The sequence below is a fragment of the Nocardia iowensis genome (assembly GCF_019222765.1).
Taxonomy (GTDB): domain Bacteria; phylum Actinomycetota; class Actinomycetes; order Mycobacteriales; family Mycobacteriaceae; genus Nocardia; species Nocardia iowensis.
In genome coordinates this window covers 311,279-332,432 of record NZ_CP078145.1, presented here as the reverse complement: position 1 = coordinate 332,432, position 21,154 = coordinate 311,279, and the positions used below count along the sequence as shown (strand labels likewise).

The following is a 21,154-nucleotide window of genomic DNA, read 5'->3' as shown; positions in this document are numbered from 1 at the left end:
TCCTTGGTCGGCACCGCGTGGCCGCGTCGAGCCGGGTCGTCGCGGCGGGAGTCGTCAGGTGAGTAGACCGCGCACGTCGAGGGAGACGGTGGCCTGATAGCGCGGGTGACGAGTGTCGGGATCGGGATGGTTGACCGGGGCCCCGGCCGTGACGGCAGCGCGGATCCGTGGTTCTTGGGGATCACGGGGCGCGCCCAGTAGCAGTGCGTGGCATAGCTCGGCCAGTTGTGCGGCTTCGGGTTCGCGCAGGTCCCAGCATTCGATGATCACCATGCGGGAGGCGAGGATCCGCCGGTCGTTACCGCCACCAGCGGCGCTCACGCGCACCAGCCGGTCCGGGCGGGGGTTGGGGACTTTCGTCGCGACCACGGCCCGATCGCCCCGTGCGGCCAGCCGCGCGCTCAGATAGGCGACGACGAGAGCCTCGATCGCCGGGTAGACAACGAGTTCGGTCACCGGCTGCGTCCAGCGTTGAGCGCTTTGACCAGGGTGTTGTCTTTGGCGTTGCGGCGGGCCGCTTTGATCGTGCGGGGGAAGATGGTGACCCGCCAGCGACCTTGCGGGTTGCGTGCGCCTTGGCGGGAGGTCATCTCGAAGCCCTCGCCCGCGGCTGCTTTCACGCGTCGGCCGCGAGCTTCGACGTCGCGGACCACGCCGGTCGCGCGGCGCAGGTTGTAGAAGGCGTCGGGCTTCCATTGGATCTTCGGCTTGGGCATTATCCGTCCACCTTTCGCAGCGTGATGACGTTGCCCGGCGTCCAGTCGAACGGGCCGTGGTTGGCGTCAGCGGCGACGCCGATTACCTCGAAACGACCAGCGGGACCTGACGGCAGGTCGATGAGATCTGCTGGGGAGGGATGGAATTGGGCGGGTGCATACACCTCGACCTCGGTGATCACCCGCGTGTGTCCGTCGAGGTCGGGTTCGCTGGAGCGGGCAGGTCCCCACCCGTACACGCGCACCGCGATACCGGTTTCGTCCAGGGGCGGGGTGTAGAGCGAGACGGGGTTGCCGTGGGAGTCGGTGCCGCCGTCGCGGTGGCGGTGGTGGCTCAGGGTGTGGCGTAGCGGCAGGTTCATGCGACCGGGACGATGCGATAGGCGGCGAGCAGGTCGCGTTCGACCTGGGTCAGCGACACCCCGCCGATTGAGCCGTCCGCGCTGACGGTGAGTTGTTCGCTGAACGGTCCTGCGGCGCGGGCGCGCACCGCCGAGGCTGGAGTGTCCTTGGTGCGCTTGGCGATTCCGAACACGACGCCGACGAGCAGCGGTGGGGGCGCGGGCCATCCGTGGGTGATCTCTATCCGGACGCCGCGCTCGCGGGTCGTCCACGCGACCGTGCGGCGCAGGTGTCCGGTCTGTGACCACCGGACCTTGGCGAGGTCGACCGGGCGGTCGTTCTCGGTGACCGAGTGCAGATCGAGCAGGCGCAGCGTCGGCACCACCTGCACCCGATCACCGGACCCGTCCAGGATCAGGGTCTCGGTGAGGATCGGGGCGATGTGCCAGCCGCACCAGTCACGCACCAGAGCGTTGGCGATCGCCAACGCCAGTGCGGGACTCCCATTTTCGTAATCGGCGAGCGCTGTCTCATCGGCCAGCGGCGGGATCGGTGCAGCTAGGGCCGCAGCCGGGGTAGGCGAGCCCGCGTCGGTCATCTCAATCGTGGACGGTCGTCTCGGGAGCCGGTGCTGGAGTTGCCTTCGCCTTCGGAGCCCGAGGCCGGCGAGGCACCGCAGTGGAGTCGGCTCCGGTATCAGGCTGCGAGGACTTCGCATCCACTTCGTGGTCGAACCGGCTGCGCAGCACCTGCGCGATCCGCGTCGCTTCCCCGGTCCTGCCCGCGTGGCGGGCGCGGGTGTACTGCTCGAGGTACGCGTGGAAGTAGTCGTCCTCGACGTCTCGGCTACTCACGATGTTGTCCTCCTCATAGGGATGAGTCAGTAGCAGTGGGCCTTTCGCTGCGGCCCTAGGCGTCGGGCCGCAGCGAAAGGAACCGCCGTGTGTCAGGCGGGCTCGCCGGTACCAGGCTCTTCCTCGTCCGGCTCACCGGGGTTCGGCTTGTCGGGGACGATGGCGTCGAGGTCGCCTGCGAGGGTTTCCAGCGCGGTGAAGTCCAGGACGCCGGTGCCGGTGTCGAGCTGGTCCTTGAGCCGCTGAATTTCGGTGACGATCTCGGTCTTGACCTTGGTCAGCTGTGCTGCCAGGGCGTCGATCTTGTCCTGATTGGCCATGACTACCTTCCTGATATCGGTGAACGGATCACCGTCGACGGTGATCGTGATGTGCCACATCGGCACTCCTCCCTTTCGGTAGGGGGGCTTGAAGGCCCTGATGAGGGCTGTGGCGCGCAAACCTGTTGTCCCCGAGCGGCGTGCCGCCGCTCGGAGACCAGGTCCCCGCGATAGATGTCAGCCGCCGAAGTCGGGCGGGGTGAGCCCGCCGATCTCGACGATCGACTGCGGGTAGCGCGCGGCTGTGAAGGCCAGGTATCCGTAGACCTGCAGTCGGGTGGTCAGCGTCGCCGAGCGCGGTGACGGGAAAACCCTTGTGCGGATACCGGATTCGTAGAGGCGCAGGTCCGAGGCGCGCATCACGAGGATGACGTCTTCGTTGTTGGCCGTGCCGAGGGTGATGGGCAGGTTCGGGTCGGTGATGACCGGTAGCCCGTGCAGGTTGCCGACGATCTGTTCGGCGGCGACCGCCCCCAGGGTGGCGAGCGCGTTCTGCGGCGAGTTCTGTTGCGGCAGAACCAGAGGGCGCTGGGTGTCGTCGAGCTGTGCGAGCAGCCAGCCCCAGCGGCGCGGGTGCATGGCGATCACCGTCGGCGGCTGGAGCCGCTTGGTGTGCACGCGTTGGACCGCGTCGGCGATCGCCCCGTAGACCGAGCGCACTGTCGGGGTAGCGGTGATGGTCGCGATACCTGCCGTGCGCCGGACGCCCAGCACCTGTCCGGCGGTGCCGGACCCGCCGATGACTTGGATATCGAGCTTGGCCGCGTAATCGGCGATCAGGTCGGAGAAGATCACCTGGTCGAAGTTGATCGGGCTCTGGTCCAGGAGCTGGACGGCAATGTCCTGTTGACCGGCTACGGTGCGCACCGGGGCGGAGACGTAGGTGTCGGTCAGGTCGGTGTCGGCGATCTGGGTGTTGTCGGCGGTCTGGGGTTCGGTCGCGGTGCCGGTGGCGACCTTGGGGATGTTGATCGAGTCCGTGCCCGGCGGCAGCACATCGGACTCGGCGAGGTTGGCGACCGCGCGTCCGGCACGAGCGAGTTCGATGAACTGGTTCATCAACCAGATCGGCGGCACGAAGAACCCACCGGTGCCGTCGACGCGATCGAGGTCGCGGTACTCCGGAGACCGGGTGACGTCCTCGCCGTGGTTACGCAGGCGTTCCTCGGCGGTGCCGTCGGCATCCATCCGAAACGAGAACCGGATCAGGTCCTGCAGGTAGGAGTGGCCGTTGCCGCGGACGTAAGTCGCTGGCTGCTCGGTGACCTGAACGCGCGCCTGGGCGCGACGCAGCGCGACCGCGCCTTCATCGATCGCGCGGGCGCGTTCGATCTCCTCGTTCAGCTCGCTGATGCGTTCGTCGCAACCGGTGATCTCGGCGTCAGCGGTGCGGATCTGGTCAGTGAGTTCGCGGAAGGTGCGGTCTTCGTCCTCGGTGAGGTCTTCGCGGCCGTTGTCGGCGGCCGTGGCAAGGATCGTCGTGCGCGCTCCGAGCAGCGTCGTACGGGTTTCGGTGGCTTGCTCACGCAGCGCGATGAGCCTGTTGAGCCGCTCATCCATGATGAGGTGTCCTTTGCTGGATTCAGGAATGGGTGAATGGCGGCCAGTGCCAGGCCATTTCCGCCCAGTGCCAGGGCTGTAGAAGCCCCCGATCCAGTGCCAGGACTCGGGAAACATGGTGTGGTAGTTGGGGATAAAGCTGTGAGTGGGTGGGGACTACTTCAGGTCGGTGCCCTCACCGAGTGCGATGAGCTGCGCGACGCGCAGCGTGTCGGAACGCTTCGGGCGTAGTGCGCCGTGCAGGCGGCCCAGCAGTTCGTGAGCGGAGCCGAGGCGGTCCGCGCCGACGGATCGGGCCTCGGCCAGCAGGGTGTCATCGACCTCGACGTCGGCCAGCGCGTCGAGCAGCCCACGCAAGCTGGCCGAGGTGGCGGGGTTCGCGCCGAAGTTCACGACGCTGACATCGCCTTTGTGCAGGCTGATCTCGGTGATGCGGCGGGTGGTCTGTTCACGGTTCCAGGCGTCGTCTTTGACGCGGAACGCGAAGCTCATCTCGTCCATGTCGCCTCGGCTCATCTTCGTTTCCAGGCGCACGACATCGGGGTCGCGGCGGTCGAGGTCGGCTTCGACAGCCAGGCCCTGCCGGTCGGCCGAGAGCCGCAGCGTGCCGGATTTCGTTCTGGCCAGCGGCATTCCGTCGTGGTTGATGAGCAGGTGCAGGTCGGGGCGTTCGCGCAGGGTGATGTCGAAGGCGCCGGGGTCGACGGTCTCGGTCCATCCGCCGGCCTCGGGTCCGCCGTACATCTCATACGGGGCATCGAAGATCGAGGCGTAGCCTCGCAAGGTCAGTTCGTCGTCGCGGCTGCGTAGCTGCACGTGATGAGCTGCGTAGGAACGGATCTCGCGTGAATCACGCAACTTCGTCGAGCGGTCCACTCGGGTCCTCCTGGGATGTCGGCTCATCAGAGCTGGTGGGGTCCGCGCCGAGCGGGCCATAGTTGAGGGGCTGGATGTAGGAGTCGCCGCCAGGGATCGGCGGCAGGTCCTCCAGCGCGCGGATCTCGTTGACGCTCATCCATCCGGCGTTGCGCGCGGAGGCGTAGGCGTCATAGCGGGCACGCTGGTCTCCGCGCAGCAAGCCACCGACGTTGAACTTGGCGAACTGCCCGCGGGGCAGCAGGTCCGAGAGGGCGTCCTCGATGCAGGCCAGCCACGGGCGCAGAGTGAAGGTGGTGAACCCGATGCCTTGGGCTTCGATGCCCGCACCCCAGCTGGTCGACTTCTGGGTGTCGCCGATCATGTGCGGCGGGATGCCGTAGAGCATCGCGATCTCGGCGCGCTGGAATTCGCGGGTGGCCAGGAATTGCGACTCTTCCGGGGTGATGGAGATCGGGCGCCACTTCACCCCGCCAGAGAGCACCGCTGGGTGGCGGCGTCCGCCGTGGGAGGAGATCCATTGCTTCTGCAGGTGAGTCACGGCCTCGGCCGAGAGTGGCTGGTCGGTCTCCAGCACGCTGGACGGGTTCGCCGATTGGCCGAACCAGCGTGCCCCGAACCGTTCGGCGGCCAGCCCGAGTCCGATGCTCTGGCGGGCCTGCGTGATGGGGCTCAACCCGATCAAGCTGCCGGGCAGTACGAAGCGACGCAGGTGCACGATGTCGGCAGCCGGAACCGGCTGGCCGAGCACGGAGTAGAAGATCTTGCCGCCGGTGGGGACACCCCGGGAGTCGACCCCGTGCAGGATCACCTCATCGGGGTGCAGCGGTTCGAGAACAGTCGGGAACTGGCTCAAGTCACGTGCGGTCACGTGCAGGTAGGCGTTGCCCCGCAACGCCAGCGAGCACACCACCTGGAACAGCCACTCGAAGCGGGTCCAGCGAGGATCCGGACGCCGCACCCACAACGGTGCGGGCGATATCTCCTCACGGACCTCCCCGCGTCGACGGTAAGCGTCCACCGGCAACGACGCGACCGCATCGGCCAGCAGGCGCACGCAGGCGTAGACGGTCACGTGCTGCAACGCAGTGCGTTCGGAAACCGCGATCCCGGATTCGGAGATGCCCGACCAATTCGAAGGGATCGAGGACAGCTCGGTGAGTGCCCGCGCCTCGCCGCCAGTGCCGAGCAGCCGCCACAACCAGCTCACGAGCGATCGACCCGCCGGTCGATCAGCGCCGCCGCGATGAGACAGATCGCGCCAGCGCCGATGAGAACGAACGCTGGCCCCAACAGCCACAGCCCGCCCAATATCGCCGCTGTGCCCGAAATATCGAGCAACAGCACAGTTTTCGCTCTCATACGCCGGTTTCCTCCCACAATTCCTCGGGCCAGTCATGGATCTGCGGGGCCGGGACATCCGGTGACAGCAGCGCCCACAAGGCCGCGATCGCGGCCACCAGCGGCGCGGCGTCACTCGGTGAGCGCTTGCGGTCGATCACCCACGCATCCCCGACCGGACGCACCGCCGCCGTGGTCGCTGCCAGGTCGAGTCCGGGGTGCGGGAGATGGCGTAGGCGTTTGTTGTCGACCAGGTCGAACGCTTGCCCGGTCGCGCGTCCGAGATCGGGACCAGCCCAGGCCAGCACCGGAAGCCCGGCAGCGGTCAGTGCGTCGAGCAAGCTCGATACCGGTGCGCCGTTGGCCTGCAGCACCACCGCCTCGATCCGGTCGCGGCGCTCCAGCAGCCAGTCGATGACCCAGTCGGTGCCAGCCCGGTCGGCGGTGATCTCCACATGCGCGCGCCCGTCGGCACGGAATCCGGCCAGCGCGATATAGGTGCTCGATCTGTTCCAGGAGACGTCCACGCCCACGACCCGGCGCGATCCCTCGGCGATGCGCGAGCCAGCGTCCAGGCTTGCCGCCCACGTGCCGTCGCCGAACGGTCCGGCGGTGGCTGATTCGAGCCATCGGCACAGCACCTCGACGGAGAACACCGCTGGTGGGTCGGTGCGCAGGGCGGCAGCGATCGCGCGTTCGGTGATCGTGAAGCCCAGGCTGGGGTTAGCCTGGGCCCACGCATCGCGGTCGCGGCGATCCGCGCTCGGCGGCGCGGACCACTCGAACAATGCCAGCGAATCGTCCTCGTCGGGCTCATCGACGACGTCATCGCCGACGAGTTCGAGCGCGGTGGCATCGGCGTCTCCGTCGGGCCAGCCCAGTACCTGGTGGGCCAGCGCCCGCAGGTAGCGCAGCACCACCGACAGCGAGTCACCCGCGTTGGAGAACCCCCACACCTGGGCGTGCGGCCGGGCCAGGGTGGTCTTGGTCGAGGCACCCCATGCGTCCCAGGACTGATGCTCACGCAGCTCGTCGAGCAGCACGAGGTCACCGGAGAAGCCGCGGGCGCCTCTGCGTGACGCGGCGGCGACCCGGTATTGCTCTCCGGCTTGCAGTTTCAGCGACTTCTTGCCGTTGACCTTGACCACATGCCGGATTCCGACCGCGAGATCCGGTACGGCTTCGGCGATTTCGACCGCCTCGCCCCACGCCTTCTCCGCGTTGGCGAGATCTTGAGCGGTGCCGATCACGGTGCGTGAGCCACGCACGTAGATGTGCCACAGCGCCAGGATCAGCATGCACAGCGTCTTGCCGTTCTGACGGGCTATGAGGACTAGCACCGTGCGGAATCGGTAGAGCCCGTCTTCACGCAGTTCGAGTGCGTGGATGAACAGCCACTTCTGCCACGGCAGCAGCTGGATCCCCAGCGTTGCCTCGGCGAAGTCGATCACCGAGAAGCCGTGGGTCGTCTCGCGTGTCAGTTCCCGCAGCGGCGGGGTGAAGATGCGTGGCTGTTCACAGCCTCTACGCGGGGTGTCCAAACTCGCGCCGCAACCTGATCAGCGTCGACTCGACTCCGTCGCCGACGCCGTCACCGAACGCTCGCCGGCCTCCTGGAGTGCCACCCAGCTCGGCGAGCGCCCGCAGTAGGTGCGGACCGAGGTACAGGGCCTTGGTCGCATCCTGACCGCCGCGACTGATCCCGGCTTCGATCTGCACCGCGTAGCGCAGTGCCAGATCTACCGCCGCCTGATCAGCGGGAGTCAGCCACGTCATCTCCTCGACCGCTGCGGCGACCGACTCCGGTAGCGAGCGCGCCATCAGGACTCCACCGCCCGCAACCGCGTTACGGCGCTCTGTTTATTCTCTCGCGCAGCGGCTTTCACCGATTCCAAGTAGTCGCCGACCTCGCTGCCGTCGCCGGATGCGGCGCGGTCGGCGAGCATGTCGGCGCGCATCCGCATCACCTCCAGGCCCTGTTCGACTGCTTTCGGATCGCCCTGGCCGATGTGCTTCCACAGACCGAGCAGCATCGCGTCCAGACGTTCGAGGTCCAGGCGGGTACGGGTCTCGGGCGCTTCCTCGTGCACCTGCAGCGCGGCGGTCACCATGTCGTAGGCGTCGGCTTCGGTGATATCGAGCTGTTCGGCGATCTTCGCGTAGGGAACTCCGGCTTTGCGGAGCTGCAGCGCATGTTGTGGCGCACCGGATTTCGATCGATTCATGTCGGCTCACCCCTTTCGAAGTTGCGCGTACATCGCGTCGAGATTCAAGTCCGCTAATGCGTTGTGCCACAACGTATTGACTCGAGCCGAACAGCGGTTTCGGCGGATGATCAGCGAGCGGCGGGCCGCGCTCCCCTGCCCTTTCGGTTCGGAGCTACCGTCGGGTCCAGGCCGGGCAGCGCAGGCCGCCGCCAGCTCCGGCGAGGCGTGCGTCCTCACCGGGGTCGGGGTCCGTAGCGAGCGGATGCCCCGTCCGTGTGGAGTCCGAGACTCGAACTCGGCGCCCCTGCCACTGGCAGGCTCCAACCCTGGCCCCACCCCGCCGCCCGTCGGCGGCGGGTCCATCTTCCGGTCGCGATCCGGAAGCGATCACACGATAGCTCCGACTTTTGTTGTGCAGCAACCTATTACGGCATCTGATGTCGCTTGACTTCGTTCCTGGTCAGAGCGTTCATGGTGCTGTACCTAGACCAGGAGGGGAGCACCACGATGACCAAGGACCGACGCAAAGAGGAGCTGGAGGTCGAGTGGAACGACGAGCCAGATCCCGACGCTGGCGACTGGATGGACTGGGAGGGCGTGACGGTGGACGACTGGGGCCACGCCCTGGTCGACGTCCGGGGTGGCACCGTACGGATCGCGGTCTATGACGCCATCAACGGCAACGACGTGATCTTGACGCTGCCGCCTGAGCAGGCGACAGAGTTCGCCGAGTGGGTCGACACGGCCGTCGCGTCGGCCATCATGAATCAGAGGCGGACATGATTCCCGGCACGCTGGCCTACTGGCTCGGTGCGACCGGCGTCGACACAACGGTCGGCAAGGTCATCGCCTGCCCGGCGATCGACCCGGACGGCGTCGCCCATCATGGCCTCGCCGAGGTGCAATGGGCGGACGGCAATCTCGACATCTGCACCCTGGACGAGATCGAGGCGATTCCGAATCCGACACACGAACAGGTCGCTGCGGTAGCCGGGTTCTGACCCGCCGCCGAGACCTCCTGCGAGGCCGTGACCTCCACGGTCTCGCGCTCGTTAACCGGTACCCGGCCACAGCGCACATGCGTGCGTGTTCCTGTATCTGGTTGTGCCACTATATATTTCGAGTACTTGCACCGCTTGACTCGTCACTTCTCCAGAGCGTTCATGGTTGTGAAAACCGAGACGACCGCACGCGCAAGGAGCTACCGCCATGAACTTCGACACGATTGGCACCCCCCGTGACCGAGACCTCGTCCTGGCGCGGCGCGCCGTCATCAACCGCGCGATCGGCCACCTGCGTACAGATCATGCCTGCTCTTCGCTCGGGAGATGCGGGCTGGGGATGTGTTCTTCCAGCGCAATCTTTCTTTCCATGGTGACCTCCGATGAAAGTTACGACTCCGAGGCAGCAGAGCGCTGGACTGTAATGTCAAAACTGTTATGTGCCAGCAATTTTCAACATATAGCGTGCGGGTTCTTGGCTTCACTTCCGATAGATCGAGAGCTATCGTTTCATCACCAAGCGTGCGAAACCTGTAGGGAGACCAAGTAAATGAGTGTCGAAGCAACCGACGTAGCCGACTCCGACTACGTGTATATCGCCGTACTCACCGACCTCTTCATCGACGGCGAGCGGAACGAAATCGACAACGCGGAATTCGACACGCCTGCCGAGGCCGAACGGTGGGCCGAGCAACAGCTGCGCAGCGCGGTCGCGACCGGCGACGGAACCTACCGCCGCGCCGACCTCGCCTTCGCCTACCGAGACGACTGGGAGTCTTATAAGGACGGAGGCTTCTTCGATGACACCGTCATCGCGCGCATCGAGGACGACAACATCATCAGCCGGGCCGAGTGGGACGGCACCGCCGGAACCGTTACCTGGCAGACCGACCGCGAGTTCACCTGGGACGGATACAACTTCTGACCGGCTACCGATCGAGCATCAGACGTGCTGGGCTGTGAAGTCCACGGCCTCGCCGTCGTTTCGGACCGGGACGACCCCGGTGTGCTCCTGGAATCGGCGGCAGATGACATCGGCGTAGCGCGGGTCGAGCTCAGCCAGCCGTGCGTTCGACCCGTGCTGGTGGGCAGCGATGAGGGTGGACCCGCTGCCGCCGAACAGATCGAGGACCAGGCCGCCGGGGCGCAGGGAGTTGGCCAGCATCGCCTCGATCAACGCCACCGGCTTCATCGTCGGGTGGTCACGGTTGGCCGAGGGTTTGTCGAACTCGAACGTTGTGGACTGGGCGTTGTCTCCGTGCCAGCGGTCCCCGCCTCGGCCGAGCCGCCCTTGTCCGCCGGGGACGAACCCGTACAGGATCGGCTCGTGCTTGTAGTGGTAGTCGCTGCGGCCCATGACGATCGTGTTCTTCACCCATACCAGGTTCTGCCGGACCAGCACCCCGGCTTCACGTAGCGTCGTCTCGAACCGCAGGCGTTCGGAGTCGGCATGTGCGACATAGACCGGGGCGCCGGGCCGGGCGACCGCGACCATCGAGGCGAACGCCCCGGCAAGGAGTTCGTCAAGATCGGCCACGGCGTCACCCTGGATCCGCAGGGCGTCCTTGGTCTTGCCGACGTAGTCGACGCCGTAGGGCGGGTCGGTCCACACGCAGTCGGCCTGCTCGCCGTCCATCAGCGCTTCGACCACCGCGTAGTCGGTGGCGTCACCGACCACGAGCCGGTGCGGCCCCAGCTGCCAGATATCTCCCGGCGCACTGGTCGGGTCGTCAGGTAGGTCGGGGGCGTCATCGGGGTCGGTGTGGGTTTCGCGCGGGATGATCTCGGCGACGAGCTTGTCGAAATCCTCGGTGCTGTAGCCGGTTCCAGCGAGGTCGTCGAGGCCGTCGAGGAGTCCGAACAGCGCGGTGTGGTCGTAGTCGCCGAGGTCGGCGGTGCGGTTGTCGGCGGCGACGATGCGCCGCGCAGTCTGCTCATCAACATCGATGATCCCGACGGCCAACTCCTCCCAGCCGAGCTGGCGCGCTGCGAGCAGGGTGTGGTTGCCCGCCAACACTTCCAGTGTCCGGCCGGTGAGAGTGCCTTCGTTGACCACGACGGGCCGGTACTGGCCGGTGACCTCTAGCGACTGCGCGATCGCGTCGACGTTGCCTCGGCGTGGGTTGCCCTCGAAGGTGCGCAGTCGATCCACCGCGAGGGTGTCGAATCGGATCGAGGCGACCGGGCGACTCACGCGCACACCTCGCCAGCCGCCGGACGTTCTGCCCGCCTCGCGCGATGGGGGTATGCCCGCGGGGGGAGATTGCCCACTGCCCGGGGAATCGAGGAGCCGATCGCCGTCAACTTTCCACCCGCCCCTCCCCACCAGTGTCGGTCGTCAGCTACTCTCACAGCGCCTTTCAACTCAACTCCAGCCCCTCGCGCGCGGGGGCTGGAGATGAGATGGGAGGTGATGTTGATGTCGAAGTCGGACAAGCGCGCTCGTAGCCAGCGGGCGCAATGGGCAGACCGAGTTGCAAAATGGGGACCACTGGTCCTTGCGGTCTACCGAACAATCCGTGACATCTGCGATCGACTGCACGGCTAGTCACCGGACATCCGATCTACCTGCCGGGTCTGACTAACCCGACCTGTACCTCACCCATTGCGGGACTATCTTCATGGGGGCCAGGACCGGAGCGCTCGAATGGCACGGACTGGGAGGCAGTTGGTAAGACTGGGCGTCTGAACGATTGAGGGCGCCACAGTATTTCGCCATCTCATAGGCCAATTCGTCTAGCACGAACCGCATTCGGACCCTCAGAAGTCCGACCGCACCCACTCCCCGACCGCCGACGCGGTGTTGCCGCGAGAGCGATTGCAGCGCAGGTGACTTGCACGCGCATTCGCCGGATCCAGAGCCAGGTGTGGGTGGGTGCTGACCGGATAGAAGTGATCGGCTTCGAAGCTGTCCGGCGCGAACCGCGCGGCGTCGTAGTCGATCGGCTGCCCGCAGCGCCAGCACGGCAGCCTCCGGGCACGAAGGTCCGCGACGATGGCCCGCCACCGGTGAGTCTGGCGCGGGTCCGTCGTCACCGGTGTTGCTGTCTAGCTGCCGGTCGGGATGCCAGCCGAGGCGCTGGATGAGCCACTGCCGAGCTGGGTCAGCGAGATCAGGAACAGGATCCACTGAATGAACAAAGGCATGTCGAGCCCTCTCAGAATGTGATGGGTGAGTCGCCTACCCTGGGCGAACGGTGCCAACGATGTTGTGGCACGGTGAGATTGCGAGCTTGTCCTCGGCACGGCATCGCCGTGCTCAAATGAGTCGGGCCTCGATCCAACTCACGGATCGAGGCCCAATGGGTACACGTGTACCACTCGCCCTTCGAGCGTCCCTGAGACGTGTGGTGGATGTCAAGGAGCCGCGGAAGGTCCTGCATGGCGCAGGCGGATCGGAGCCGAAGTGTAGGACGCGAACGTACTCGGCCGCCGACAGCGCCCGAGTACCGTTATTCGCCTTGCTGTTCTACGAGGTAGCCCCAGACCTTAGCGAGAATCGGGAACGGACTCGTGGTGCGCCCGTCGGCGTCCTCACCTCGGATCTCAAAGTTGCGCCGTAGCTTTACCATTCGTCCGCTTGGCGACTGAACCCTGCGCGGCACATTGCGGTCGCCACGACAAATGATCGCCGTGCGGATCGAATTGCCAACAAAGTTCAGCGTCCACTCGCCATCAGAGTGGCAAACGAAGTCGCAGCCGACCTTTCGTCCGCCGACCCCGAATAGCATGAATTCATTCGTTGTGTCGGAAGCATCAAGATCGACGGTAACTCCCGCCAATCTTGGCAACCACTCGGTAAGCCAGCCACGAGCAGCAGCTGGCGCGTTGAACCAGCGCGGCTCCGCTTCTGCACGAGCTTCGCCCGCGACGGTGACTCCACTGACCACGCCGTCCAAAACCTCCGCGACGAGCGGCACCGTAACGACCGCATTCTCGTTGGTACCCTGCCAAGACCGCACAGCCCCATCGTCGCCGACCTCCCGCCTACTCAGATCAAGGTCACCGAAGAGAATTGCTTCGAATTCAATTGCCGCATCGACAGTTCCGTTACTGAAGACTTTGAGATTTGCCATCCCAACCAACAGCGGTTCAGGGAGGATCTGGACATCTATTGCATCGAGCCCCTCGCCTCCTTCACCTCCGAATGATGCATAGTCAACGGCGATGTCGTCTACTTTGAGCCAGGCTCCGGCGACCAACCGCAAACCTCTACTCACTTCCCGGTGGCGAAGCTCAAGTAGATGTTGTGCAACTAAGGCGGTCATATGTTCGGATGCATTGGCAACCGCCACAATCGAATCGAGCAGCCGATGTTCGGGCCGGACATAGATCTCCTCCGTGGAGATCCCCATCCGTTGCATCGTGGCGTAGACGTCCTTGCCGTTCTTGGTGAGAAAGACAATCCGGCTAGGGTCGTTACCGGCAGCAATCAGAGCATCTCGCACCCACGATGAATCTGCCGCACCGGTACGAACCCCTTGCCGTACGGTCCCGGCCCCAGTCCGAAGGATCTGATCTCGAATGCCAGCAATGGCTGCCGTCCCGCTCATCGGCAACACCGTGACGTTGTCGACGGCGTTCACAGCCTCCAACAGCTGGTCAAGCATGACTGAAACTTCCTGCGTCAGAGGAAATCTGTCAGCGACCAGCCCCGCCCTCCGCAGGCTCGTCCACGAGGGAATGATCAGTTCGACGTCGTCGACAGCATGTCTTGCCCACTCCATGACGACTTGTGTTGGGATCCAGACCTTTACGCGCAACTTCGCAAGCCTTCTGGCGAGATCCCGTAGACGGGTGATATCAAGGGTGCCTCGGCCCCAGAGGTTCGTGTCGATGACGACCGCCGTCGGCACCCACCTCATCGGGTTCGGTAGCTCGTCGGATCCCACGCTGTCAGATTTTGCCTTGTAAGGGCGCCAGCCGTCCTCTGCTTTATCGACCGGTCAGAACGAAGGCTCTCCACAGGCACTCCGCCGACGATCCGAATCATCGACGCTGAGCCACCTGCGAAAATGACAGTTCCCCCCGATGATTGAGCCAAGGAGCCAGCGCATGTCCAAGCGACCCGATGAGACCTGGCACCGGCTGCGCGAATGGACCTACGGACAAGCCCTCTCAGAGCGCCTCGCTGCGCAGGTTCTGCTCGCCGACGGCTACAAGAATCTCGACCCCTCGCATCCGCTCGGCGGGCCGGATGGCCGACGAGACGCTGTCGCCGATCGCGACGGCAAGAAGTGGATCATGGCCGTGCACTTTCCCCGCGGGCAGCAGCGCATCAGCGCGATCAAGAAGAAGTTCCGTGCGGATTTGGCCGGCGTCGAAGCGAACGGCGCCGATGGCATCGCTTTCGTCACCAACCAGGAGCTGACGGTCACTGAGCGGAACGAATTAGCTGGGATGACCGACAAGGCGGCCGAGCTGTATCACCTGGAGCGCTGCGTCGCGGTGCTCGACCAGCCGCGCATGGGTCCAGTACGACGGCAGTTCCACCTGGAGGACGAGAACGCCGAGGCACGGCAGCGCGCGACGATCACAGGCGGTGACACCTACGCGCACGTCATGCTGTACCACTTCGACCTCGTCGCAGCGGTAGCCCAGCAGTTCACCGTCATCAAGGACGGGGAGTACCCGCTCTACAACGTCACCATCCGGATCGTCGACATGGACACCGGCCAACAGCTGTACACCCAGGAATGGGGCGACCTCGACGCACCCGCCTATTACGGGTCAGTGAAATGGCGGCTGAAAGACGAGAACTACCTTCGGGCGTTCTTCACCGCCAGGAACGGTCAATGGCATCAAGACCTCCTACTGATGCGTTCCGATCAGGACAGATGCTGGCTAGCAGCAACGAGGGTGTTCGGCCTCCAGCAAGCACCTGATCTCCAGCACATCGACAACAAATACCGGGAACGGTTCGGCGAGCCGGTCTGGCGGTCCTGACGGCTATCGTCTCGACCTGGGCCCACCGAACGTTTCGACAACGTTCCGCGTGTTCAACAACCGAGAGACGTAGGACGGGTACCACTTCGGGCGCCCTGCAGGAGTGGGGATCCCATCGGCGTTGAGCGATCGACAGATGTCGCGGTACCCCACCCCGTTCTGGTGCATTTCAACGATCCGGCGCACGACGTCGTCTGGGCACGTCCTGGGCCGTCCCCTGCGCTGCGGCGCGGTCACCGCCGGAACCTGTTTCGAGGCTGACGGTTGCGCTGTGGTTCTTGTCTCCGGTGGACGCGGAGTACAGCGCCCATCAGCCACAGGAGTGCTTCGAGGGTCGATTCAAACACTCGGATTGCGCGGTCGCCGCACTTCTTTGAGCTGATGACTGCGACGAGCGCGGTTAAGGCGGTCAGGACGGTCAGCGTGATCACAGGCGTCAGGACGATGACCGCGAGAAGCTGGGTGGTGTTTCCCCAGTCGGGGTGGGAAAGGTCCGGCAAGGTGCACTCCTGTGGGAACACGGGGAGCGCTCCGTCGGTCAGTGTTGGATGCGCAAGCCCCGCAGGTGATTTGGAATCGAAGGAGTACCTGCGGTGTTAGGGCCTCGGCTTACATGCGGTGAGGCAGCAACGGTCCGGCCAGGGCACGCATGCGTGGCGCGTCGCTCGGCACGGACCCGGATGATGGCAGAGGCCGCTCGTGTTGCTTCGGCAGAAAGAAGGCGTTGAGGTACGCCGAGCGCTTCGGTCAGTCCGACGATCTTGCTAGCGGTCCACAGCTGGGCCCGAATACGGTGGTAAGTAGTCCCAGCTGCGCTCAGCATGACTTCAAGCGCGCGGCGGAAAACGTCGCGTGATACTCCCGACGTCGATGCCGCCCCCGCTCGATGCGCCCTACCTTGACGTTGCAGTAGCTCTACGAGTAGGCGGTCGGCGCGCCGCGGATAGCCGCCTTCAGGTGCCACTGGCGGCGGGACAGCATTGCCACTGGCCAGCGCTTCACAGGCGAGTCGTGATGCTTGGTGGACGTTGAAATCGAGAAAGACAGCATCCTCGGTGAACTCAAACTCGCGTCCTGCCCTGCCGAGCGCTCGACGTTCGACGTCTGCGTGCGCGAATCGGAGAGTGGCGGTCCGGAACGAACCCGAGCGGTGGAGCCACTTGATTACAGGTAGCGATTCGTTCAGATCCTCGGCATGGCGGTGGGACCGATGCCGGGTAAGGCGGTGGCTCTGGACGGTTCCGCGCCGGGTCATCTCATGGAAGGAGACGCGCACGATGTCGAGGAACACCGTGTTGTCGAGCTGGGTCGCGCCTGTGGCTTTCATGAATCGCACGTCGAACTTCTGGAGGTCGTGGAGTGCCGTGCGCATCCTGAGCTCGTCGACCCCACCGTCGAAAAGCAACGTGCGCATCCGCAACAGCTCGATCTCACGATCGAGCGATACCTTGGAAGCGGTCGGGCTCATGTCGTCAGCGTAAAGGCCGTTGACCTCTGTCCTGCTAATTTTTGGTCGAGATCAGCGTCTATCACGGCGTTTCGGTTGGCGTGATTGCTGCGATAGAACATCTCGCACGCGGTAGATCGTGGTACGGCGCGGGCCGAGGCGACCAGTGATGAGGCCGCGGTGCGCCCACGTTCGAATGGTTGACGCGGGGATGCGCCAGAAGTGCTCAATGTCGGTGGCGGATAGTTCTGCATCGAGTGCATGCTCGGCCAAATACGCTGGTAGTTCGACCGGCGCGACCCAGCCTTGGCCGAGCTCAGTTGCGCGTCGGTCAAGCTCGGCACACCGTTGAGGGTCGACCGCGTGGAGGGCGGCGCGGTAGGAGCCTGCGATCTTGCGGGCGCGTTGCAGCGAGGTGTCCCTGGGGAAGGGCCATGGGTCGGTTGTCACGATGCTCGTTCCGGATCGAGGACGCCAACGCCATTGAGGCGGGCGAATTCTTCCTTGGCCCAGACAGTCCGGCAGGACTGGCAGGTGACCGTCTCTTGGTCCGGGGACGAGGTCAGTGCTTTGACGCCGCACACGTGGCAAGGATCCGGTAGCCAGATGCGGGTTTCGTTGAGGCCAAGCACTTCTCGCGCTCGATGGTGCAGTGCGGCTAGCTTGAGGACCGCGTCTACGCCGTCGAGGTCGACGCTCTGTGGCTCGTCGCCGCCATCGGCCAGTGGTGTCATGCGCCAACGCTGTCGACGTGGGAGATCGACCAGGGTGCCGAGGTTCGCAGACAAGGTGGACACGCACCGGCGTACGCACAGGGTGCGGGAGGTCGGCAGAGGCTCCCCGCGGGTGAGGGTGATGGTCCAGGTGAGGGTTTCGTCCTCGATGGCGGATTGGACGGTGTCGATGTCGAGGCGGATCGGTACCGAGTACAACGCTGTGTGGGTGACTTTTGGAGCTCGGTCTTTCGGCGGCGGTTGAAGTTTCGCGGCTTCGAGCAGTAGCCAGTCGTCGTAGAGCTGGCGGATCGCCTCGAAGGCGGCCTGCTCGCAGCCTCGGCAGAGGCTGTCGGGGCGTTCGACGCCTCCGCCGTGCCAGTGCCCATTGTCGTCACGGACTCGGGACTTACAATGCGCGGCTTGGCGGCATTGGTGAATCGGCTCGTCGTGTGTCACGAGGCGGCCCCGAGGTCGAGCACGCCCTGTCGCAGTCGGGTACGCAGGGACAGGTCGAGGTAAGCGCTGTTGAGATCGATGCCGATGTAGGCGCGGCCATAACGGTGGGCGGCGAGACCGCTGGTGCCGCTGCCGGAGAACGGATCCAGTACCACACCGCGCCGAAAGTCGCTGTGCCCGCAGGTGCTCCACTCCCCGGTCAGTTCGGAGTTCTCTTCATGCTTGGAGGGCCGTCGTTTCGATGCGTGGCTGCAGGTGCGGCAGCGATAGGGCGGGCAGCCTGCTCGGATGCAGCGTTCAGCGATGGCGGTGGCCATGACAGCGAAGTGCGCTTCAGCGAATGGCTGGTTGGCCTGCTCCCAGAGATCGCCGGGGTTTCCGCCGGCCGGATGTGCGGCTGTGTGGCGGGTTCCGTCGGCGGAGAGGTTGGTCTGGGCGTTCCACGGCGAGGCGATGGAGGTGGGTTTGCTGGTGCACCCGCTGCGGGAGCGTCGGGATGCGGATCGGTCGCCGGTGTAGGGCTTGCGGATCGCGTCGAGGTCGAACCAGTACCGCTTGGAGCGGGTAAGTAGAAAGACCAGCTCGTACCGTGACGATAGGCGATCAGTCGCGCTGGAGGGCATGGCGTTGGTCTTGAACCAGACCACGGCGTTGCGGCGGATCCAGCCGTCGCGGCCCAGCGCGAAGGCCACCAGCCACGGCACGCCGACGAGGCTCTTGTCGAGGTAGGTGTCGCCGAGGTTGAGCCAGCAGGTGCCGTCGATGGTGAGGACGCGGCGGATCTCTGCGAACACCGCCCGCAGTCTCTCGACGTACTGCTCGGGTGTCATCTCCTGCCCGTACTGGCCGGGCACGCCGTAGTCGCGTAACCCCCAGTACGGGGGCGAGGTCACCACGCAGTCGACACTGCTGTCGGGCATCTCGCGCAGCACGTCGAGTGCGTCACCGAGGTGCAAGGTGGTCACCTCGTCGCGGTGGTAGAGGCTCACGATGCTCCCGATTCGGGCTGTGCGTTGCAAGTGACCTCCGCGATGAGTGCGGCGACGGCACGGGCGCGGTCGGTAGATAGCGCGACGATGTCGCCGGTTGTGGTGCGCCAGGTGCAGGTTTCGACGGAGAAGAGCGACAGTTCGTCGGTCCACTGCGCGAATTGTTCGGGCGGGTCTATGGTTTCGGTTTCGTGGTCCCAGCGAACCCGCCACCACAGGATTTGCTCGGGCGCGGTCTGGGTGATCGCCCATTCCTCGATGCTGGCCTGGTCGTTTTCGGGGCGCGCGTTGTGGCCGACGAGGAATACCCCGGCCTCGGCGGGGTCGGTGAAGATGCGCACGATCTGGTAGTCGGCCCCGGTTCCGCTGGTAATCACGTGCACGGTCGGCCCGTTATGGGTGAGGGCCAGAAGGGGTCGGCGGGAGTTTGGTGTCATCAGGATGCCTCCTCGTCGAGATCGAACAGTCGAAGCTGGCAGTCGCTGCACAGTGGTCCGGCGGCGCGGGATCGGCGGCCGGAACCGTGGCCCCACCGGTTGTGGGGCGGGCGGTGTCCGGCGGCGGTGACCTCGGCGGCGATTGAGTCGATCTCGGCGTCGGTGTCGGGGTACCAGGCGCGGATCTGTTCGAGCTCACCGGGTTTGGCGAAGCTGCCGCACAGGCATTCACCGGACATGTGCAGCAGTTGGCTCACGGGATTGACCGGGACGTCACCGGCGAGCTGGCGGTAGGTGTTCAGGTCGAGCACGGTCCAGTTCGCGATCGGTGAGATCCAGATGACCGAGCCGTCGCGCTCGTGCAGCGGAACACGGGCTCGGCGGCGCGACTCCTGGCGCCTGCGTCCGGCCAGGAACACCACGCGCTCGCGGCGGGTGTCGGCGACCAGCTTGCGGCGGGCTTGGCGCAGGCCGCGTTCCTTGAGCCGGGAGTACATCTTCGGATGCATCGGCGGTCCAGGGAAGCCGCGCTCGACCACCAACTGGCGGAATGGTTTTGGTGCAATCTCTTCCAGCAGCGGCAGATCCCATTCGAGGCAGGTCGCGCGGACGAACTCCCGGGTGGCCTCGATGCCGATCGTGGTGTTGCAGTGGATCGCATGCGTGGCGCGGTGCCGGAACAGATGCGCGAGGCTGGTGGAGTCGCTGCCGCCGGAGAACAGCACGCACACGGCGGCGACGCGGTGTCGGCCCAGATGCGTGGCGAGGGCGTCGCTGAAGATCTGCTCGGCTTGGTGCCGCAGCCGCAGGACGCGCTCTCTGCGACCGGAGGCGGCGAGTCGAGCGACGTCCTGGATCGGTGTCGGGGCGTCGAGTCCGGGGCGTAGCGGATCGACGGCTCCGAAGAGGGTGTGCTCAGCCACGGCGGTCCTCGCTGGTGTGCCAGTGGTCGAGGCTGGTCGGGGTGCGGTGGTCGCATCGGACCACCGGCGGGTCCGGGTGGAGTGCCAGCAGCTCAGGTGGTGGATTGCGCCAGCGACCATCGCACATCCCGCACCTGTGGCCAGCGTCGCGGTCGGCGCGTATTGCGACGCGAATCGTGTTGGCGTGGACCCGTTCCCACGCATCGCGGGCCTTCCGTGTCTCGCCGCAGGCGCGGCACGGCGGTGGTGAGGGTTCGTCGCGGTGCCGGAGGCACCTGCGTGGTGGCGGCTCGCCGTCCGCGGGTGAGCCCACGTGAGCTTCCGTAGTTACGTCACCACCACCAGAGGGTGCAGGGTGTGGGGTGTAGGTGCTGGGGATCAGTGCCGAATTCGATTGGTGTTCCGATTGGTATTCGGCGCTCGGGTCGGCAACGGTATCGGTCATTGTTTCGGATACGGTGTCGTGGACCGGCTCGGTATTGGTATTCGGGACCGGTCCGGTATCGGTGTCGGGGATCTGAATTGTGTTGGTGTAGCCGACCGTGTCGAGGTTGGGCATCGTCAGCAGTTGGTTGAGCCGCTCGGCGGAATCTTTGTGGCTCCACGACGAGTACTCGGGGTGTTCGCGGCGAACCCGTTGGATCTCGGTGATGATGGCCGCACGCAGGGTGCGGGAGGCGGCGGCGTAGTAGGCCGTGGTGACCGCAGCGGCCATCTTCGGGTTGCGCAGTAGATGGTCGCGGCGGATGAGCGAGCGGACGAGCACTTCCTCGGTCGCGATGTCGACGAGGATGTAGCGGCGGCGTTCGAGTTCGGATGCGGCGACGAGGATTCTGGGCAGGGTCAGGTCGCTGGCTCTGCCCACGAGCCGGTTCGGGCGCCAGTCGGCGATACCGCAGTAGGACAGGGTCGGTTCGGGCAACAGCACTCGGGTGTAGAACATTTGCGCGTCGGCGGTCAATGATTCGAAGTCGACGTCGCCGTTGATGCTCAGATAGAGCTTCGCGAACTCGCGAGCCACGG

Annotated in this window: 28 protein-coding genes; 4 read left to right on the top strand and 24 right to left on the bottom strand. The window is 65.4% G+C overall.

Annotation, left to right across the window (positions count from 1 at the left end):
• Nucleotides 1–54 precede the first annotated feature (54 nt).
• The 13 genes from KV110_RS01535 to KV110_RS01475 form a co-directional block, all read right to left on the bottom strand.
• Nucleotides 55–456, bottom strand: coding sequence for a hypothetical protein (locus KV110_RS01535; protein ID WP_218472752.1), 402 nt, complete (start codon nt 454–456; stop codon nt 55–57).
• On the bottom strand, nt 453–716 hold the full coding sequence (locus tag KV110_RS01530; RefSeq protein WP_218472751.1) for a hypothetical protein: 264 nt from the start codon (nt 714–716) through the stop codon (nt 453–455). Before KV110_RS01530 ends, KV110_RS01535 begins: the two co-directional genes overlap by 4 nt.
• Entirely contained in the window at nt 716–1,078 is a 363-nt protein-coding gene (locus tag KV110_RS01525) for a hypothetical protein (protein WP_218472750.1), read from the bottom strand. Before KV110_RS01525 ends, KV110_RS01530 begins: the two co-directional genes overlap by 1 nt.
• A complete protein-coding gene (locus KV110_RS01520; protein ID WP_218472749.1) occupies nt 1,075–1,656 on the bottom strand; it encodes a hypothetical protein in 582 nt (193 codons plus the stop codon). Before KV110_RS01520 ends, KV110_RS01525 begins: the two co-directional genes overlap by 4 nt.
• Before the next feature lies 1 nt (nt 1,657).
• Nucleotides 1,658–1,912, bottom strand: a complete 255-nt coding sequence (locus KV110_RS01515; RefSeq protein ID WP_218472748.1) for a hypothetical protein — start codon at nt 1,910–1,912, stop codon at nt 1,658–1,660.
• 92 nt (nt 1,913–2,004) lie between these two features.
• Nucleotides 2,005–2,292: a hypothetical protein gene (locus KV110_RS01510; protein ID WP_218472747.1), complete on the bottom strand. Its 288-nt coding sequence runs from the start codon at nt 2,290–2,292 to the stop codon at nt 2,005–2,007.
• A 117-nt stretch (nt 2,293–2,409) separates the two neighbouring features.
• Complete coding sequence (locus KV110_RS01505; protein ID WP_218472746.1) at nt 2,410–3,792, bottom strand: phage major capsid protein; 1,383 nt, start codon at nt 3,790–3,792, stop codon at nt 2,410–2,412.
• 156 nt (nt 3,793–3,948) lie between these two features.
• A complete protein-coding gene (locus KV110_RS01500; protein ID WP_218472745.1) occupies nt 3,949–4,668 on the bottom strand; it encodes an HK97 family phage prohead protease in 720 nt (239 codons plus the stop codon).
• Nucleotides 4,643–5,878, bottom strand: coding sequence for a phage portal protein (locus KV110_RS01495; protein ID WP_218472744.1), 1,236 nt, complete (start codon nt 5,876–5,878; stop codon nt 4,643–4,645). The genes KV110_RS01500 and KV110_RS01495 overlap by 26 nt, the downstream gene beginning before the upstream one ends.
• Nucleotides 5,875–6,030: a hypothetical protein gene (locus tag KV110_RS01490; RefSeq protein ID WP_218472743.1), complete on the bottom strand. Its 156-nt coding sequence runs from the start codon at nt 6,028–6,030 to the stop codon at nt 5,875–5,877. Before KV110_RS01490 ends, KV110_RS01495 begins: the two co-directional genes overlap by 4 nt.
• The gene (locus tag KV110_RS01485) at nt 6,027–7,550 is read right to left on the bottom strand and encodes a terminase large subunit domain-containing protein (protein WP_218472742.1); all 1,524 of its coding nucleotides are present in this window, start codon (nt 7,548–7,550) and stop codon (nt 6,027–6,029) included. Before KV110_RS01485 ends, KV110_RS01490 begins: the two co-directional genes overlap by 4 nt.
• Complete coding sequence (locus KV110_RS01480; RefSeq protein WP_218472741.1) at nt 7,534–7,830, bottom strand: terminase small subunit; 297 nt, start codon at nt 7,828–7,830, stop codon at nt 7,534–7,536. The genes KV110_RS01485 and KV110_RS01480 overlap by 17 nt, the downstream gene beginning before the upstream one ends.
• A complete protein-coding gene (locus KV110_RS01475) occupies nt 7,830–8,234 on the bottom strand; it encodes a hypothetical protein (protein WP_218472740.1) in 405 nt (134 codons plus the stop codon). The genes KV110_RS01480 and KV110_RS01475 overlap by 1 nt, the downstream gene beginning before the upstream one ends.
• Before the next feature lie 489 nt (nt 8,235–8,723).
• Here KV110_RS01475 and KV110_RS01470 point away from each other — a divergent pair, with 489 nt between their 5' ends.
• The 3 genes from KV110_RS01470 to KV110_RS01460 all read left to right on the top strand — a co-directional run bounded on the left by KV110_RS01470 (nt 8,724) and on the right by KV110_RS01460 (nt 10,142).
• Nucleotides 8,724–8,999: a hypothetical protein gene (locus tag KV110_RS01470; RefSeq protein ID WP_218472739.1), complete on the top strand. Its 276-nt coding sequence runs from the start codon at nt 8,724–8,726 to the stop codon at nt 8,997–8,999.
• Entirely contained in the window at nt 8,996–9,217 is a 222-nt protein-coding gene (locus tag KV110_RS01465) for a hypothetical protein (protein ID WP_218472738.1), read from the top strand. The genes KV110_RS01470 and KV110_RS01465 overlap by 4 nt, the downstream gene beginning before the upstream one ends.
• Before the next feature lie 550 nt (nt 9,218–9,767).
• Complete coding sequence (locus KV110_RS01460; RefSeq protein WP_218472737.1) at nt 9,768–10,142, top strand: hypothetical protein; 375 nt, start codon at nt 9,768–9,770, stop codon at nt 10,140–10,142.
• Nucleotides 10,143–10,160: 18 nt separating this feature from the next.
• Here KV110_RS01460 and KV110_RS01455 read toward each other — a convergent pair whose 3' ends face one another.
• The 3 genes from KV110_RS01455 to KV110_RS01445 form a co-directional block, all read right to left on the bottom strand.
• Complete coding sequence (locus tag KV110_RS01455; RefSeq protein ID WP_246634303.1) at nt 10,161–11,411, bottom strand: DNA modification methylase; 1,251 nt, start codon at nt 11,409–11,411, stop codon at nt 10,161–10,163.
• Between the two features lie 566 nt (nt 11,412–11,977).
• Nucleotides 11,978–12,253: an HNH endonuclease gene (locus KV110_RS01450; RefSeq protein WP_218472736.1), complete on the bottom strand. Its 276-nt coding sequence runs from the start codon at nt 12,251–12,253 to the stop codon at nt 11,978–11,980.
• Between the two features lie 416 nt (nt 12,254–12,669).
• Nucleotides 12,670–14,073, bottom strand: a complete 1,404-nt coding sequence (locus KV110_RS01445) for a hypothetical protein (RefSeq protein ID WP_218472735.1) — start codon at nt 14,071–14,073, stop codon at nt 12,670–12,672.
• 199 nt (nt 14,074–14,272) lie between these two features.
• On the opposite strand from KV110_RS01445, the gene KV110_RS01440 reads away from it, so the two are divergent.
• Nucleotides 14,273–15,163, top strand: a complete 891-nt coding sequence (locus KV110_RS01440; RefSeq protein WP_218472734.1) for a hypothetical protein — start codon at nt 14,273–14,275, stop codon at nt 15,161–15,163.
• Between the two features lie 3 nt (nt 15,164–15,166).
• Here KV110_RS01440 and KV110_RS41990 read toward each other — a convergent pair whose 3' ends face one another.
• The 8 genes from KV110_RS41990 to KV110_RS01400 all read right to left on the bottom strand — a co-directional run bounded on the left by KV110_RS41990 (nt 15,167) and on the right by KV110_RS01400 (nt 21,152).
• The gene (locus KV110_RS41990; protein WP_423710053.1) at nt 15,167–15,349 is read right to left on the bottom strand and encodes a recombinase family protein; all 183 of its coding nucleotides are present in this window, start codon (nt 15,347–15,349) and stop codon (nt 15,167–15,169) included.
• A gap of 47 nt (nt 15,350–15,396) precedes the next feature.
• Nucleotides 15,397–15,663 (bottom strand): hypothetical protein, encoded by a 267-nt coding sequence (locus tag KV110_RS01430; RefSeq protein WP_218472732.1) that lies wholly within the window; start codon nt 15,661–15,663, stop codon nt 15,397–15,399.
• A 38-nt stretch (nt 15,664–15,701) separates the two neighbouring features.
• Nucleotides 15,702–16,631 (bottom strand): hypothetical protein, encoded by a 930-nt coding sequence (locus KV110_RS01425; RefSeq protein WP_218472731.1) that lies wholly within the window; start codon nt 16,629–16,631, stop codon nt 15,702–15,704.
• A gap of 425 nt (nt 16,632–17,056) precedes the next feature.
• Nucleotides 17,057–17,782 (bottom strand): hypothetical protein, encoded by a 726-nt coding sequence (locus tag KV110_RS01420; protein WP_218472730.1) that lies wholly within the window; start codon nt 17,780–17,782, stop codon nt 17,057–17,059.
• Nucleotides 17,779–18,774: a DNA-methyltransferase gene (locus tag KV110_RS01415; protein WP_218478088.1), complete on the bottom strand. Its 996-nt coding sequence runs from the start codon at nt 18,772–18,774 to the stop codon at nt 17,779–17,781. Before KV110_RS01415 ends, KV110_RS01420 begins: the two co-directional genes overlap by 4 nt.
• Nucleotides 18,768–19,208: a hypothetical protein gene (locus KV110_RS01410; protein ID WP_218472729.1), complete on the bottom strand. Its 441-nt coding sequence runs from the start codon at nt 19,206–19,208 to the stop codon at nt 18,768–18,770. The genes KV110_RS01415 and KV110_RS01410 overlap by 7 nt, the downstream gene beginning before the upstream one ends.
• The gene (locus KV110_RS01405) at nt 19,208–20,131 is read right to left on the bottom strand and encodes a phosphoadenosine phosphosulfate reductase domain-containing protein (RefSeq protein WP_218472728.1); all 924 of its coding nucleotides are present in this window, start codon (nt 20,129–20,131) and stop codon (nt 19,208–19,210) included. The genes KV110_RS01410 and KV110_RS01405 overlap by 1 nt, the downstream gene beginning before the upstream one ends.
• On the bottom strand, nt 20,124–21,152 hold the full coding sequence (locus KV110_RS01400) for a hypothetical protein (protein ID WP_218472727.1): 1,029 nt from the start codon (nt 21,150–21,152) through the stop codon (nt 20,124–20,126). The genes KV110_RS01405 and KV110_RS01400 overlap by 8 nt, the downstream gene beginning before the upstream one ends.
• Nucleotides 21,153–21,154: the final 2 nt, after the last annotated feature.

What these genes read in the sequence shown, in the direction of transcription:
- KV110_RS01530 (WP_218472751.1), bottom strand. Translation starts at nt 716, where the DNA reads ATGCCCAAGCCGAAGATCCAATGGAAGCCCGACGCCTTCTACAACCTG.
- KV110_RS01525 (WP_218472750.1), bottom strand. Translation starts at nt 1,078, where the DNA reads ATGAACCTGCCGCTACGCCACACCCTGAGCCACCACCGCCACCGCGAC.
- KV110_RS01520 (WP_218472749.1), bottom strand. Translation starts at nt 1,656, where the DNA reads ATGACCGACGCGGGCTCGCCTACCCCGGCTGCGGCCCTAGCTGCACCG.
- KV110_RS01510 (WP_218472747.1), bottom strand. Translation starts at nt 2,292, where the DNA reads ATGTGGCACATCACGATCACCGTCGACGGTGATCCGTTCACCGATATC.
- KV110_RS01505 (WP_218472746.1), bottom strand. Translation starts at nt 3,792, where the DNA reads ATGGATGAGCGGCTCAACAGGCTCATCGCGCTGCGTGAGCAAGCCACC.
- KV110_RS01490 (WP_218472743.1), bottom strand. Translation starts at nt 6,030, where the DNA reads ATGAGAGCGAAAACTGTGCTGTTGCTCGATATTTCGGGCACAGCGGCG.
- KV110_RS01480 (WP_218472741.1), bottom strand. Translation starts at nt 7,830, where the DNA reads ATGGCGCGCTCGCTACCGGAGTCGGTCGCCGCAGCGGTCGAGGAGATG.
- KV110_RS01475 (WP_218472740.1), bottom strand. Translation starts at nt 8,234, where the DNA reads ATGAATCGATCGAAATCCGGTGCGCCACAACATGCGCTGCAGCTCCGC.
- KV110_RS01470 (WP_218472739.1), top strand. Translation starts at nt 8,724, where the DNA reads ATGACCAAGGACCGACGCAAAGAGGAGCTGGAGGTCGAGTGGAACGAC.
- KV110_RS01465 (WP_218472738.1), top strand. Translation starts at nt 8,996, where the DNA reads ATGATTCCCGGCACGCTGGCCTACTGGCTCGGTGCGACCGGCGTCGAC.
- KV110_RS01460 (WP_218472737.1), top strand. Translation starts at nt 9,768, where the DNA reads ATGAGTGTCGAAGCAACCGACGTAGCCGACTCCGACTACGTGTATATC.
- KV110_RS01440 (WP_218472734.1), top strand. Translation starts at nt 14,273, where the DNA reads ATGTCCAAGCGACCCGATGAGACCTGGCACCGGCTGCGCGAATGGACC.
- KV110_RS01425 (WP_218472731.1), bottom strand. Translation starts at nt 16,631, where the DNA reads ATGAGCCCGACCGCTTCCAAGGTATCGCTCGATCGTGAGATCGAGCTG.
- KV110_RS01410 (WP_218472729.1), bottom strand. Translation starts at nt 19,208, where the DNA reads ATGACACCAAACTCCCGCCGACCCCTTCTGGCCCTCACCCATAACGGG.